14 protein-coding genes, 1 tRNA gene and 2 pseudogenes are annotated in these 14,172 nt (G+C 69.7%); 9 read left to right on the forward strand and 8 right to left on the reverse strand.

The genetic code is table 11. The features are described from left to right. Positions 1 to 108 precede the first annotated feature (108 nt). Positions 109 to 945, reverse strand: a complete 837-nt coding sequence (locus DEP02_RS11445) for a DUF3152 domain-containing protein (RefSeq protein WP_112467231.1) — start codon at positions 943 to 945, stop codon at positions 109 to 111. Positions 946 to 1,814: 869 nt separating this feature from the next. Further along, positions 1,815 to 2,125, reverse strand: a pseudogene (locus DEP02_RS11455) (IS5/IS1182 family transposase); the annotation flags it as partial. A gap of 213 nt (positions 2,126 to 2,338) precedes the next feature. Between DEP02_RS11455 and DEP02_RS11460 the strand changes: the two are divergent. Both DEP02_RS11460 and DEP02_RS11465 read left to right on the forward strand, forming a co-directional pair. Further along, positions 2,339 to 2,998: an NADPH-dependent FMN reductase gene (locus DEP02_RS11460; protein ID WP_112467232.1), complete on the forward strand. Its 660-nt coding sequence runs from the start codon at positions 2,339 to 2,341 to the stop codon at positions 2,996 to 2,998. Between the two features lie 156 nt (positions 2,999 to 3,154). Next, on the forward strand, positions 3,155 to 3,337 hold the full coding sequence (locus DEP02_RS11465) for a hypothetical protein (protein WP_112467233.1): 183 nt from the start codon (positions 3,155 to 3,157) through the stop codon (positions 3,335 to 3,337). A 165-nt stretch (positions 3,338 to 3,502) separates the two neighbouring features. Here DEP02_RS11465 and DEP02_RS11470 read toward each other — a convergent pair whose 3' ends face one another. The 4 genes from DEP02_RS11470 to DEP02_RS11485 form a co-directional block, all read right to left on the reverse strand. Next, positions 3,503 to 4,081: a hypothetical protein gene (locus tag DEP02_RS11470; protein ID WP_112467234.1), complete on the reverse strand. Its 579-nt coding sequence runs from the start codon at positions 4,079 to 4,081 to the stop codon at positions 3,503 to 3,505. 342 nt (positions 4,082 to 4,423) lie between these two features. Then, positions 4,424 to 4,594: a helix-turn-helix domain-containing protein gene (locus DEP02_RS11475; protein WP_157977419.1), complete on the reverse strand. Its 171-nt coding sequence runs from the start codon at positions 4,592 to 4,594 to the stop codon at positions 4,424 to 4,426. 98 nt (positions 4,595 to 4,692) lie between these two features. Further along, positions 4,693 to 4,769: transfer RNA gene (locus tag DEP02_RS11480), tRNA-Met, on the reverse strand. A 47-nt stretch (positions 4,770 to 4,816) separates the two neighbouring features. Then, the gene (locus tag DEP02_RS11485; RefSeq protein ID WP_112467236.1) at positions 4,817 to 5,017 is read right to left on the reverse strand and encodes a cold-shock protein; all 201 of its coding nucleotides are present in this window, start codon (positions 5,015 to 5,017) and stop codon (positions 4,817 to 4,819) included. A gap of 316 nt (positions 5,018 to 5,333) precedes the next feature. On the opposite strand from DEP02_RS11485, the gene DEP02_RS11490 reads away from it, so the two are divergent. The 3 genes from DEP02_RS11490 (at position 5,334) to DEP02_RS11500 (ending at position 7,713) form a co-directional block, all read left to right on the forward strand. Beyond that, on the forward strand, positions 5,334 to 5,831 hold the full coding sequence (locus tag DEP02_RS11490; protein WP_112467237.1) for a peptidylprolyl isomerase: 498 nt from the start codon (positions 5,334 to 5,336) through the stop codon (positions 5,829 to 5,831). 293 nt (positions 5,832 to 6,124) lie between these two features. Next, positions 6,125 to 6,520: a helicase associated domain-containing protein gene (locus tag DEP02_RS11495; protein ID WP_232839060.1), complete on the forward strand. Its 396-nt coding sequence runs from the start codon at positions 6,125 to 6,127 to the stop codon at positions 6,518 to 6,520. Positions 6,521 to 6,579: 59 nt separating this feature from the next. After that, positions 6,580 to 7,713: an IS630 family transposase gene (locus DEP02_RS11500; protein WP_232839061.1), complete on the forward strand. Its 1,134-nt coding sequence runs from the start codon at positions 6,580 to 6,582 to the stop codon at positions 7,711 to 7,713. Positions 7,714 to 7,720: 7 nt separating this feature from the next. On the opposite strand, the gene DEP02_RS11505 is transcribed toward DEP02_RS11500, so the two are convergent. Next, positions 7,721 to 8,233 (reverse strand): DinB family protein, encoded by a 513-nt coding sequence (locus DEP02_RS11505; protein ID WP_112467239.1) that lies wholly within the window; start codon positions 8,231 to 8,233, stop codon positions 7,721 to 7,723. Between the two features lie 170 nt (positions 8,234 to 8,403). Here DEP02_RS11505 and DEP02_RS11510 point away from each other — a divergent pair, with 170 nt between their 5' ends. Beyond that, on the forward strand, positions 8,404 to 8,868 hold the full coding sequence (locus DEP02_RS11510; protein WP_232839062.1) for a hypothetical protein: 465 nt from the start codon (positions 8,404 to 8,406) through the stop codon (positions 8,866 to 8,868). A 16-nt stretch (positions 8,869 to 8,884) separates the two neighbouring features. Here the strand turns inward: DEP02_RS11510 and DEP02_RS11515 are convergent. Then, positions 8,885 to 9,687 (reverse strand): annotated as a pseudogene (locus DEP02_RS11515) (IS5 family transposase); the annotation flags it as partial. 166 nt (positions 9,688 to 9,853) lie between these two features. On the opposite strand from DEP02_RS11515, the gene DEP02_RS11520 reads away from it, so the two are divergent. The 3 genes from DEP02_RS11520 (at position 9,854) to DEP02_RS11530 (ending at position 14,152) form a co-directional block, all read left to right on the forward strand. Then, on the forward strand, positions 9,854 to 10,606 hold the full coding sequence (locus DEP02_RS11520; RefSeq protein ID WP_157977420.1) for a thioesterase II family protein: 753 nt from the start codon (positions 9,854 to 9,856) through the stop codon (positions 10,604 to 10,606). An 896-nt stretch (positions 10,607 to 11,502) separates the two neighbouring features. After that, complete coding sequence (locus DEP02_RS11525; RefSeq protein ID WP_112467240.1) at positions 11,503 to 12,711, forward strand: cytochrome P450; 1,209 nt, start codon at positions 11,503 to 11,505, stop codon at positions 12,709 to 12,711. 91 nt (positions 12,712 to 12,802) lie between these two features. After that, entirely contained in the window at positions 12,803 to 14,152 is a 1,350-nt protein-coding gene (locus tag DEP02_RS11530; RefSeq protein WP_112467241.1) for a serine hydrolase domain-containing protein, read from the forward strand. The last annotated feature ends 20 nt before the right edge of the window (positions 14,153 to 14,172 follow it).

Consider the following 14,172-nt stretch of genomic DNA (forward strand, 5'->3'; position numbering starts at 1 on the left):
TCCGCCGACTCCGCTCCTCGGAACTCTCACATCTGTTCCTTTGCTCGAGCAGGATCAGCATTGGCCCAAGGACAGGACTGTCGTAGCCGGCACCGCCCCGCTGGACGCTCAGGGCACCTTGGGACCGTCGTGGAAGGTGCCGTCCGGGGCGTAGGGCCAGGCGTTGGAGACACAGCCGTACAGGCCTTTGATCTGCTGCATCATCACCGGGGCCGGCTCGCCGGGCCCGGGGCAGGTGCGGTGGCCGTACCCGAGCCAGTGTCCGACCTCATGGTTGATGATCAGTGCCCGGTACTCCTCGGGCGGTCCGTCGAATTCGGGCGAACCGAGCTGCCAGCGCTTGAGGTTGACCGCGACCGTCCTGCCGACCCGGCAGTTGAGCTCGCCGTGGGTGTCGAGGCCGCCGGTCGCGCAGATGGCGTCGGAGGTGTTCGGCGTGGCGATGCGGATCACCAGCGTGGCGCTCTCGTCGGCGACCTGCCGGAACACGACGTCGCCGCCGTGCGACCAGCCCTGTTCGTGGTCGAGGATCGCGGCGATCTGCTCGGCGGCTTCGTCGGGGTCGACACCGATGCCGTCCTCGACCTCCACCCGGTACGGCCTGCCCGCGCCGGTGCCTTCCACTCCGGCGGTGGCGACGGTGAAGGTACCCGGACCGGACTCCGGCACGGACGCGGGGGTGGGAGTCGGAGTGGGCGTAGGAGTAGGAGTCGGCGTCGGGCTCGTGGGGTTTGGCGCGGGGGATTCCTGGGCGACGACGGTCGGTGTGGCGACCGGGCCGAAGCTGTCGGGCAGGCCAGGTATGCCGGGGATTCCGTAGACGAAACCCATGTAGGCCGAAGCCGCGCCCAGGGCCAGAAGCGTGGTGGTGGCGGTTGTCCGGCGGCGTCGTCGAGCAACCCGGTGGGCGCGCGCCCTGGAGCGGACCTGTTCTGTGTCGAGCATGAGTTCTCGTCCGGTTTCGTCAAAGGTTGTCGGCGCGCGGCGCCCCGGCGGCCCGCTCCGCCGAGCGGGCCGCCGAGGCGCCAGACCGCACGCCAGTTGCTGGGTCTGCCTGGAACCAAGGGGCGAGCGCCGTGCCGACACCGTGGCCGGTGATGCCGAGCGTGGCGGGTTCGTATGAAGCGCCCCCTCAGGGTCTGGAACTTCCGTTCCATGCCGCGAGGGCCAGCCGTTGGTGATCGGACCCTTGCCTGGTGCGGCGTGCGGTGGGCGGGTTCGAGACCGGCAGCCCTCCGGCACCGGGGCCGGTGGAGGTCCGTCCGACACCGCTCCGGCCGTGGCGCGCCACCGGCGGCGCGCCACCGGCGGCGCGACGCCGGCGCGGCCAGCCCGGCGTCGGTGGCGTTGAGCAGTACGTCGCCCGCGGAGGACACCCAGTCCAGCCGCAGGACGTACTGGGTGGTCTCGACCGGGACCGAGCAGCCCGCCCCGAACGCCGGCACCCGCATCGCGGCACCGAGGATCGCCGGGCTGACGAGCACGATCCTGCGCGCAGGGGCCGGCGCTGACAGTGATGGGTTGTGGTCCATGCCTCCACTGAATACGGAAGGCTGTTGCGGTGACGTATGCGATTTTCGATACGCCCGCGATACACGGAATCCCCGGCATCAAGGAACCGGCACAAGCCGGCAGTGACATCCAGGACCGTGTGACGGTCCTCGACGACGGAATACCCGCCGTGGCCAACCTCGACCCCGACCTGCTCAATGCCCTGTGCCAAGCGCGACCCCGTCGTCCGCGGCGCACACCGACTTCGCCGCCCTCCAGGCCGCCGGGGGCGTTCCGGGGCAGGCGCCCGCCAAGGGGTGCTTTCAGAATGCTGGGTGGTTGTGGGCGAGGGTCATGCAGTGGGCGAGTCGGAGGAAGGCGTCGCGCATGTCGTCCCGGGGCTCCCGCGGGTCCGTAGGCGGCGGGGGCCGTGGAGTCAGGCAATGGCGGACCCGGCGACCCACCGGACGCGACCCGGGCCCGAGCCGTGCGGCTGTCCGCGCCGGGCGATCTTCGGGACGATGCCGCGCTCCCGCAGGCGACGGCGGTACAGCTCGTGGTCGTAGCCGCGGTCGGCATACAGTGCGCGGGGCCCGCGCCGGGGGCAGCCCCGTTTGCCCCGCACCGGTGGCATGCCGCTGTCGGCGTATGGGTCGGCGTCCTGGGAAGCGGGACTGACCAGCACGGATGCGTGATAGTCCCTGGTACCCCGGCGGCCCCGAGCGGGCGCCGAATCATCGGCCTGGCCGGCTCCGGGCTGCCGGTCGCACGGCGGCGCTCTCGGAACCACACTGGTCAGTGGGGGCGCCCCGCTGGAGGCGCTTACCCACGACGGAAGGACGGATCCATGCCCACGGACACGCCTCCCGGCCCACTGCGGTTCCTGGTCTTCGGCGCGGCACTACGGACCGATTCAGCCAACGCCCGCCTCGCCTCCCTCGTGGCTCGGCTCATCTCCGACACTGGTGCCACCGTCGACCTCGCCGGCATGCGCGACTTCGACATGCCCTTGTACGACGGCGACCTGGAGGCCACCGAAGGGCTGCCGCACGGCGCCCTCGCCCTGCGCGACCGACTCGAACAGAGCAACGCCTTCGTCATCTCCTCGCCGGAGTACAACGCCTCCGTGCCGGGAGTGCTGAAGAACGCGATCGACTGGGTCTCCCGTATCCGGCCGCAGCCGTTCAAGACCAAGCACGCGATGCTCGTCTCCGCCTCACCGTCCCTGGTCGGCGGCAACCGCGGGCTGTGGGCTCTGAGGATCCCCCTGGAGCACCTGGGCACCCGCGTCTACCCTGACATGTTCAGCCTGGCCAACAGCTACCAGGCCTTCGCCGAGGACGGAACGCTGGCCGACCCGGGGCTGCAGCAACGTCTCACCGAAACCGTGTCGGGCTTCCTGAGCCTCGTCGAAGCGGACGTGCGCTACGTCTGCCTGGAACGCCGGTGGTATGAGTTCCTGGGAGACCGCACCGAGGCAGCCATCACCCAACGGGCCGAGGCGTGATGCCAGGACGCCACGGGCTCCGGGGAGGTTGTTGAGCTGTCGGCTGGTCGCGGCTTCGTTGAGTACGTTGGCCCAGTCACCGAAGCCGGGGCCGCTGCGCCTGTCGGCGAGCTTGTCCCGGATCGCCGTCACCGCCCCCAGGGTGATGTTTTGGGCGTGAGTGAGGGCGAGGACGAGTTGGGCGACGTAGCACAGCAGTTCCTCGGCGGTGTCCAGGATCGCGGCGTAGACAGCCTGGGCGTCACCGGCACTGATACGGGCTTCGGTCTCGCGTCAGCGGTAGGCGATGGGGTAGGGGAAGCGGGTGCGGACGCTGTGGCCGAGGTCATCGAGCAGTGAGGCTGCTTCGACGCGCAGACGCAGCGCACGGCCGGAGTCGATGACGCGGGCGCGTGCCCGGGCCGCGGTCTTCTTCCAGGAAGACGGACTCGATCACCGAGTCCGTCTCCTGTTCCCACCGTTTGAACTGCTGCTTGACGGCCGTTAGTTCGTCGAGGGCCTTGGTCAGTGCCTCATCGGGCTGCGGGACAGGCAGCGCGGACAGCGCTTCCACGGTAGTGGTGGCCAGCCGTGGCCCGGCCAGGGCCAGGGCGAGCGGGTACGCAGGAACGTGGTGATCAAACGGGCCTGCGGCCGGGAGAGCGGCTTGATGGGCCTGAGGACCACTACTTGGTCGGACGCGGCGGCGGGGAGGTCTTCTTCACCGACCTCGGCGGTGAAGAAGCCGTGCGGGGGTGCCATGAATGGGGCGATCAGGCAGCGGATCACCAGGTCCCCGGCAGCGAGTTGCCGGTCTGCGGGGATGGTCGCCCACATGGTTTCCTCCGGCGGCGGGGCGACCGTGCCGTCCCGGCCGATGTCCCGCGGGCGGATCATGCGTACCCCGCCGGGATCCTTCGATGACGTCAGCTGCCTGCCCTTCTTCAGGATTGCGTCACTGAAAGGGGCGCGGTGCAACGTGAAGAGAGCACCAAGGGCGTTGACGGCTCCGAACCCGGCCAGGTCCTGGCGGCGTTGGAGGATGTGCGGGTCGAAGCGACCGAAGTACAGGCCCTGCTCCGGGCCGGGTATCTCCCGCAGCACATAGCCGTACTCTCCCCTGCCACCCTGCCGGGCCAGCAGCCGCCACAGCGTCGGGTGAAGGTGGGCGGCACGAGATCATGGCCTCGGCATAGGAGGAGTCGGAACCGAGAGCACAGCGCCCGTCCGACTCTGTCCTTCGCTCCCATGTCGGCGCCGGGAGCAACGGGCCATCGGCGAGAGGTTCCCCAGAACGCGCGGCCAGTTGCTCCCACGACGGCTCACACAAGCTCTGCCAGCTCCCCGGTGCATTGAAGACCACCTCGTTTCGGGCCACTCACCAGCGTCCATCGGTGCGGTGACCTTCACCGTCGTCTGCGTGCGGTGAGCACGAGGGAGGAGCCGCTACGGTGAATCCCGAACGGTGTCCTCATCGGCCTGTACCAGCTTCGCGATCACCGGCACCCGGTTCCCGCCGGCCGAGGCCAGCAGCGTCATCGCGCGCCGGTACCGCACCGAACTGGTGCTACCCCGGCGCCCGATCTGCTGCAGCTTCTGCCCCTCCTGGCCAGTCAACCTGCGCACTGTGCAGGGGGCCGGCACTGGAGGTCCCCGTCGGGCAGACCGAAGCCGTGGGTGCATGCGAAAGGGCCCGGAGGCCGGGCCCTTTCGTGTGGTAGCGGGGACAGGATTTGAACCTGCGACCTCTGGGTTATGAGCCCAGCGAGCTACCGAGCTGCTCCACCCCGCGTCGGCACCAGCAACAGTACACGCCAGGGAGGGCAGGGTGTGTTCAGGTCAGCCGCGGACGATGTTCTCCGCCTGTGGTCCCTTCTGGCCCTGCGTCACGTCGAAGGTCACCTTCTCTCCCTCGACCAGTTCGCGGTAACCGGTACCGGAGATGTTGGAGTAGTGGGCGAAGACGTCCGGACCGCCGTCCTGGGCAATGAAGCCGTACCCCTTCTCGGCGTTGAACCACTTCACCGTGCCGCTGGCCATCTGACTGTTCCTTCTCTCTCGCCGGGCAAGCCCGGCCGGGGCGAATGCTGGGGCGTCCTCCGCAGTGGAGATCGTCCCGGCGTCCGTCCTACCCGGCACACGTGCCGTTTATCCGACTATCCTGCCAGCGGTCGAGATGTCATCCGCAACCGATGACGGGCCAGCGGGCGTGACCGAGTTCGTTTGGTGACTGGTGCGTTCATCCTGTACACCGGGTCAGGGCCACTGCACAGATCTGCACAGCGGTCTTACCGACGGGCCCGGCGACGGCAGGGTGGTAGGCGAGCGGTACCCGGCGGAATGTCAGGATGGGGGCATGACGACCAAGGTTTACTTCGATATCACCATCAACGACGAGCCCGCCGGGCGGATCGTCTTCAACCTGTTCGACGACGTGGTTCCCAGGACGGCGGAGAACTTCCGCGCCCTCGCGACCGGCGAGAAGGGCTTCGGCTACGCGGGCTCGTCGTTCCACCGTGTCATCCCCGACTTCATGCTCCAGGGCGGCGACTTCACCCGGGGCAACGGCACCGGCGGCAAGAGCATCTACGGCGAGAAGTTCGCCGACGAGAACTTCACCCTCAAGCACGACCGGCCGGGCCTGCTGTCCATGGCCAACGCGGGCCCGAACAGCAACGGCTCGCAGTTCTTCATCACGACCATCGTGACGGACTGGCTGGACGGCAAGCACGTGGTGTTCGGCGAGGTCGCCGACACCGAGAGCATGGACCTCGTCAAGAAGATCGAGGCCCTTGGCTCCTCCAACGGCCGTACCTCCGCGAAGATCACTATCGTCGAGTCCGGCCAGCTCTGACGATTCGCCGCCAGCACCGCCGAGGGGCGTTCGCCCGACGCGCCCCTCGGCGGCACTACCCCGCTCTTCCCTCGGCTGCTGTTCGTCCTGGACGGCACCGGCCCCGCCGGCATCACCACCCGGTCAAGGCCCTGCGCGCGGCGGCCGCCAGCCCGGCGCTGGCCGGCTTCCTGCGCCACGTCCCCGTCCTGGCGGCGCCACTGGTCGACCTACTCCAAGGCGGCCCTTCCCAACCCGTATGGCGGCCCGTCAAGGCCGGCGGGACACTTCTGGCAGCCGCGGGCGAGGTCGTCATGCAGGGCGAAGACCTCGCCGTGTGGATCACCGCGCAACGCACCGCGTGGGACCGGCTCGTCCCGGCGCAGCAGTACCTCCTGGAAACGGTCGGCATCGACCCTGCCGAGGACGAGCCGGTGCGGCCGGTGGCGCGGTCGCAGGACGATCAGTGGACGGCCAATCTGACGGCCGCGAAGCAGTTCCACGCTCGTGAAGGTCACCTGATGGTCCCCCGCAAGCACGTAGAGATCGTGGATGGGACGGAGCACCGACCGGGGCATGGCTCGACAACACCCGGCGAAGGGCAGCCGAGCTCAGTGAGCGGCGGAGGGCGGACCTGGACGCGCTCAACATGCGTTGGTAGCGGTGAGCTGCAGCGGCTAGTGCCGCATCAGACAACCTTTGCCCCGTAGTGACGTGACGCGCCGTTCGGATGCTGGTCCGGACGGCGCGGTGTCGCCAGGCTGTCCGGGTGGCAGAACGAGTACGTGTCCGTGAGATCGATGACGACGAGGGGCAGCGCCTGTTGCGGACCATCCGCAGAGGCACGGGGTCGGTGGTGACCTGGCGGCGCGCTCAGATGGTGCTGCTGTCCGCGCAGGGTATGCCCGTGGCGAAGATCGCCGAGGTGACATTCACGAGCGCGGATCGGGTCCGGGACGTGATCCACAACTTCAACACCGACGGCTTCGACTCCCTGTATCCGAAGTACAAGGGCGGCCGGCCCAGGACCTTCACCCTGCCCGAGCGGCGCGAGATCAAGAAGATCGCGAAGTCCAAGCCGGCCGAGCACGATCTGCCGTTTTCGACGTGGAGCCTGACCAAGCTGGCGGACTTCCTGGTCGCCGAGGGGGTGGTCGACGACATCAGCCACGAGGGCCTGCGCATCCTGCTCCGCGAGGAGGGCGTCTCCTTTCAACACCTGAAGACCTGGAAGACATCCAAGGACCCTGACTACGCGGCGAAGAAGGCCCGCGTCGAGCACCTCTACGCGATCGCCGACGCCGAGGTCATACCCGAGGAGGGCGAGCCCGAAGTCGTCTTCTGCATGGACGAGTTCGGGCCGCTCAACCTGATGCCCCACCCGGGCTGGCAGTGGGCCGAACGCGGTGGCAAGTACAAGGACCCCGACCGCGAACCTCGCCGCAGGCGGCGGGCGACCTACAACCGCTACGGCGGAGTACGGCACCTGTTCGCCGCCCTGGACCTGGCCAAGGACAAGCTCTACGGCCACATCAAGCCGGTCAAGAAGCGCACCCAGTTCCTGGAATTCTGCCGCTACCTGCGCAGCCTCTACCCGCCCCAGGTCCGTATCGCGATCGTCTGCGACAACTTCTCCCCGCATCTGACCACCAAGAAGTGCCAACGCGTCGGCACCTGGGCCGCGGCGAACAACGTCGAAATCGCCTACACCCCCACCAACAGCTCCTGGCTCAATCGCATCGAGGCCCAGTTCACCGCGCTGCGCTACTTCACCCTCGACGGCACCGACCACGCCAGCCACAAGGAACAGGGCGGTATGATCCGCCGCTACATCATCTGGCGAAACCGCCACGCCGACGACCAGCGCCTACGCGCTGTCGTCGGCAGGGCTAACGCTGCCTGATCCGGCGCTAAACGCCGGTGGCGCCATCGATGCGTTCCCGGACCAGGTCGGCGTGGCCGTTGTGGCGGGCGTACTCCTCGATCATGTGGACGTAGATCCAGCGGAGGTTGACGTCCTGCTCCATGAAGCGGCCCGTATCGGTCAGAGCACGGTCGGCGCAGTGCTCGCGGGCGCGGGCGATCTCCGCGTGCCAGGTGGCGAGGGCGTCACTCAGGGCGGCGCCCGCAGCAAGGTCGAAGCCGCCGTCGGGACCGTCCGGGTCGGCCTGCGGGTCGTAGATGGGCGGGGCCTGTTCTCCGGCGAGCACGCGGCGGAACCAGTTCCGCTCCACCTCCGCCATGTGCTGGACCAGGCCGGTCAACGTGAAGCCGGACGGCGGCACGGACGCGACGGCGGCCTGCTCATCGTCCAGACCCTCGCACTTCATGGCCAGTGTGGTGCGGTGAAAGTCGAGCCAGCTTTCAAGCGTCGCGCGCTCGTCGGCGTTCAGGGGCGGCATAGGGCGATCGATGGCGCTCATCGGTCGATTATCGCCAGCGGCCGAAGCCGTCGACAGGCGGGGCCACACTACAGGGCGAACGTTGCCTGATGCGGCACCAGGGCACGTATTTGGTTGTGATCAATAGGTGGTCCGGGTGAGGTGCTCGAGCCAGATAAGGTGCCCCCGAAGTCAGGCTGAGGGGGATCTCGTTGGAGCGACGGAAGCTGATCGGGATCGGGGCGGGGCTGGCGGTCCTACCCGCCTGGTGGGCCCTGCGTCAGGTGGCGAGCGGGGCCCAGGGGGACTGGCACACCGACACCGCACCGCTGGAGCGGGCATTCCCGCTGCTGGGCCCGCTCACCGATGCCAAGTGGGTGAGCAGCCGGCACAACGATCGGGGCATACCGTCGCCGGAGCTGGTGATCTCGGGCTTCGCCCGGCTGGCACCGGGGAAACTTGCCGAGCTGACGGCGGCCCACGCCTTCGTCTCCGAGGGGCCGGCCGATGACTTCTCCTCGTGGTTCGAGAAGCCGCTCAAGGGCGAGGGGCCGGAGAACCCGCAGTGGGTCCGGTCGCACGAGCTCGACCGCGACGGCAGCGGCTACTCCACCGAACTGTGGTTTGACCGTCGCAGCGACACCGTCCGCTTCTGGGCACTCAACCCATACGGCTAGGGCGCGTCGATTGTGATCAATGGGCGGTCCGGGTGAGGTCTTTGATCCAGATCATCGAGGCGCGGAGGTGGAGGCCGGCGAGGTAGCTGTCCGGGGTCTTGTCGTACCGGGTGGCGATGCCCCGCCAGGCCTTCAGTTTGTTGATCAGCCGTTCGACGGTGTTCCGCTCCTTGTAGAGAGCGGCGTCGTGGCGGACGGGCCGGCCGCCCCGGCTGCCCTTCTTCTTCCGGTGGGCGGCCTGGTCCCGCTTCTCCGGGATGACGGCCTTGATGCCGCGTCGGCGCAGGTGGGCGCGGTTGCCGCGCGACGAATAAGCCTTGTCCGCGGCGACGGCGTCCGGCCGGGTGCGGGGACGGCCGACGGGCCCGCGGACCCGGATCTTGTTCAGCACGGGGATGAACTGCGTGCTGTCCGCGGCCTGGCCCGCGGTCAGCACGAACGCCAGCGGGCGGCACCTCCGGTCGGCGACCAGGTGGACCTTGCTGGTCTGCCCGCCCCGGGAGCGTCCCAGGAGGGCGGCCTTCAGCCGGAGCTTGTGTCGGCGCCGGATGCGGCGTCGCTCTTCCCGCTCGGGGGCGTCCCCGTTGTCCTGCCCGCTTTGTTCCTCGCGGCCGCCCCCCTTGACCTGGCCTTCTCCTCCTCGGCGGCGGCCTTCTCCAGGGCGGTGAGGACGTCCTGGTCCAGGTGCATCCCGGCGGCGTCGTGGTGAGCGCGCGCGGTGGTGGAGTCGATGCTGACCAGGGACAGGTCCACCTCACCCCGCTGCGCGGCTTCCGCGATCAGGCCCTCCAGCAGGGCCTCGAAGACGCCGGCGTCCCGACCACGGGGGGAACTTCAGATCTCTGCTGCCCCCGGCACCTGGCAGTCGCGCCCCGCGAGGTGCCCCTCGACGGTCGGCGAGCGGGCACCGTACGGTCGGCGATGGTCACACCGGGCCGGCCGGGCGCGCAACCCTGGCCACAGGGAAGAAGGGCGGGGAGCGCCGATGGAGGACAAGGACCCCTGGATCAGACCTCTGCGCGGTGCCGTGCCACCTCGCGCGCGCGTGCTCTTCTTTCCGCACGCCGGTGGCGCCGCCTCGTTCTACGCGCCGTTCGCGCGGCGGTTCCCCGAGGGGTACGACGTCGCGGCCGTTCAGTACCCGGGGAGGCAGGAGCGCTTCGGTGAACCGTTCGTGGCGACCGTCGAAGGGCTCGCCGACCGGCTGATGCCGTCCCTGCGGCGATGGGCGGCGGAGCCCGTGCCGCTCGTGCTCGTCGGCCACAGCATGGGGGCGTCCGTCGCCTTCGAGTCGGTACTCCGGCTCGGGCGCGACCCGCTGACGGCACACTGCCGTCTCGTCGTTTCTGGCCGGACCGCCCCGTCGGCACCGCGCGAGATCCCGGCTTTCGAATCCGACCAGGAGATCCTCGACCACCTTGCCGGTCTCGGCGGCACCGACCCGACGATCGTCCGCAGCCCGGAACTCATGGACCTGTTCCTGCCCGTCATACGCAATGACTACCGGGCGGTCACCCGGTACCGGCCGGTCCCCGACGCCGTGGTGGACACGCCGGTCCTCTGCCTGACCGGGGACCGGGACCCGCAGGTCGCGCCGGAGGAGGCCGCAGCCTGGAAGAGTCACACCACGGCCGGTTTCCGGCTGAAGGTCCTCCCTGGGGAACACTTCTTCCTGACGGACCATCAGGACACCATCGTGCGGCTCGTCGCCGAGTGCGCCGACGCCGACGGGCGATGACGGGCGGCGCGTAGCGGCCCGCGGTACTGCCGCGAGCTCGTTGGCGTACGCCCGCGCACGCGCAGTGACCGTGTGCGCCGGTGGCTTCCTCCGTGCGCCAGGTCGTTCTCCGTGCCGAGCGCCCACCAAGGGGCCCGTGCCGGGCGCCCACCAAGGGACCCGTGCCGGGTGGCGTTCAGACATGCCGTTGCCGAATCCGGCCGAAACCCATGGGGCGGGCGTCCATGCGTCCGAGGCGGATGGTGCAGGTGGCGGCGCCGTGGCCCGGTTGTCGAGATGAAAGTCAACTTTCCGTTGATGCAAGGGGTTTGAGTGTGGAACGACGGGATACACGTCCCTCGCGGTGGGCTACTGACGGGCCATCCCCCTTCAGTTTCGGGGGGTTGCCATATCGTGACCCGACGTGAAAACTGTGAGCGCCTTCGGCCGGAATGGACCGCGTCGAAGCGCGTTCTTGGCACGCGAGCACTGAATCGTGAGACAGGGGAGTCCTGCGCGGGGCTGCTGCGCGGGGAAAGTCACTGGGGGATGTAGTGATGTCTGCTTGGTGCCCGAGGCACGTGTCACCAGACTGCGAGCGTGCGGGTCTGCCGGCCGCACGACGGACGTCCGGACCGCTCGGAACCGCCGCCCTGCCGTACGGAACCTGTCCCCAGGTCTCCTGACGCCTCCGGGGGGCCACTCGCATTCCGTGAAGGGCGGACGGGCGGGTCGTTCCCGAGCGGCGGTCGGCCCAGCTTGACCACAAGTCGGCTACCTGGCGCGGAGCGAGAGCTGCCGCGCGGTGCCACACCTGTTGACCAAGTCCATGACGGCCACGGCTTCCTGCCCGGCGAACCCACAGCACCGTCGGTGCCCCACCGCCGGGTCCGCGCGTCCTCACCCAAGGAGAAACGTTGACAAGCACACAACTGCCCGGGACCGACTCGCCCCTGGACGCGTTACCCGACCGGTGGCGGTCCTTACACGAGGCGGGCCCCGTCACCTACGACGAAGGGCAGGAGCAGTGGCGTGTCGTCGACTACCAGGGGGTCTCCGCCGTACTCGCCGACCCGGCGACCTACTCCTCCGACCTCACGCCCATCGCCCCCACCCAGCAGGACTTCGAGACCTTCCGGCAGGGCAACTTCGTCGGCATGGACCCGCCGAGACACCGCAAGCTCCGCACCTTGGTGAGCCAGGCCTTCACTCCGAGAGTGGTCCACGGGCTCGGACCGCGTATCGAGGCCGTGTGCGCGCGCCTGCTCGACGGTGTCGCCGACCGCGACCGGTTCGACCTGGTCGACACCCTCGCCTACCCCCTGCCGATCATCGTGATCGCCGAACTCCTCGGCATCCCCGCCGACGACCACAGACTGTTCCAGGAGTGGGCCGGCATCCTCTTCGGCGGCGACCAGCTCGGTGACAGCCTCGACATGGCCGACCTGGAACGGGCGCTGGAGGCCATCGCCCCGACCGTGCGAGAGATGAACGGCTACGTGCTGGACCACATCCGGCACCGCCGCGCCCACCCCGGGGACGACCTCACCAGCAGGCTCCTCACCGCCGAGGTGGACGGAACGAGCCTGGCGGACGAGGAGATCGTCGGATTCGTCGCCCTGCTGCTGGTCGCCGGGCACATCACCACCACCGCGCTGCTCGGCAACGCCGTGGTCCTCTTCGACCGGCATCCCGATGCCTTCGCCGCGCTGCGCGAGGACCCCGGCCGGCTGCCGAACGCCGTCGAGGAAGTACTGCGCTGGCTGCCGCCCTTCCCCGAGCTGGGACGGCGCACCACCCGACCGGTGGTGCTCGACGGCCACGAGATCCCGGCCGACACCCTGCTGATGGTGCACCTGGGTGCCGCCAACCGTGACCCCTCCCGCTTCACCACTCCGGACGTCTTCGACGTGGCCCGCAGTCCGAATCCCCATCTGACTTTCGGCCACGGCATCCACTTCTGCTTCGGCGCGCCACTGGCCCGGCTGGAAGCACGGATCGCGCTGCATATGTTGATGGAACGTTTCTCTGCCATCGAGGTCCCCTGCTACGGCGACGTCACATACCAGACCCCGGCCGTCATCGTCGGCGTACGCCACCTGCCGATCGCTGTCACCAGACCGTGACGCGCGTCGACACGCCAGGTCCCGCACCGCTCACCAGCGGGCCGGCCGTGTCCCCTCCCCGCACCCGCTCTCACCAGGAGTTCCCTTTCTCATGCCGTACCCCACCGCCGCTCCGGCCGCCGACCGGCCGCCGTCCCCGCTGCGCCAGGAGTTGCAGAGCCGCCTCGACTCCCTCGCGCGCGCCCACCACGTGCCCGGCGCCCAACTGGCCGTCCACACCGGCACGCACACCCTCAGCGTGCACACCGGCACGGCCGACGCCCTGACGGGAACCCCGTTCACCGCGGACACGGCCGTACCCCTGGGCTCCGTCACCAAGCTCGGCACGGCCGCCGTCGTGCTGCTCCTCGCCGACGACGGGGACCTCGACCTCGACGAGCCCACCGTCGAATTACTGCCCGAATTACGGTTACTGCCTGAGGTGACCGCGCGTCACCTGCTCAGTCACACCGGCGGCCTGCCCACCGGACCCGACTCCGACAGCGCCGCCGACACCACCGCCACGCGCTACCTCTCGGCGGTCTGCACCGCGCAGGGCGCCCTGTTCCTGCCGGGAACCGGCTTCTCCTACTCCAACGCCGGCTACGTCGCCGCCGGCCGGCTCGTGTCCGAAGTGACGGGCATGACCTGGCAGGAAGCGCTGCGAGCGCTCCTCCTCGAACCCCTGGGCATCGTCCCTGCCTTCCTGGGCGACGCCACCTCCGCGCGGCCGGTCGCCACCGGCCACGCCCTCAACACGGCCACGGGACTGGTGCGCCCGGCCCACCAGAACCTCGCCCCGGTGGAGGCTCCGGCCGGAGCCCTGCTGGCGAGCGCCGAGGACCTGGTGGCCCTGGGAAGGGCCGTCAACGGCCAGTCCACCGTCCTGCCCGCGTCCATCGCCGCCCAGATGCGCCGTCCCGAACCGGCCGCCGACCCCGGTGCCCTGGCGGACTCCTGGGGCCTGGGCCTCGCCCTCTTCCAGCAGGACGGTCGCGTGTGGTGCGGACACGACGGGAACGCCCAGGGCACCTCCTGCCATCTGCGGGCCGAGCCGGACAGCGGCGTCGTCGTCGCCTTCACCGGCAACGCCGGCGGCGCCACCGCCCTGTGGCGGGACCTCGCCGCCGACCTCACCCGGCTCACCGGCATACGCGTGCCGACCGCCCCGGCCACCGCCCGCCGCGGTCCCGCCATACCGCTGCCGGAATGCGCCGGCACCTACCGCAACGGGGGCACCGAGTACGCGGTCAAGCTCGACGGGGACGGCACGCCGACCCTGTCCGTCGACGGCGACTACCCCGTGCCGCTGGTGTGTTATCCGGACCTATCCTGCGATCTGGTCGACCCGGCGACCGGCCGGCACGAGCCCGGCGGCCGCTTCCACCGCGACCCCGCCACCGGGATCATCGACCGCCTGCAGATATCCGGACGCACCGCGCGCCGCACCGGCACCATCTGACCGCGCCCGCGTCACGCACC

Origin of the sequence: Streptomyces triticisoli (assembly GCF_003270085.1) — a bacterium.
GTDB classification, from domain to species: Bacteria; Actinomycetota; Actinomycetes; order Streptomycetales; family Streptomycetaceae; genus Streptomyces; species Streptomyces triticisoli.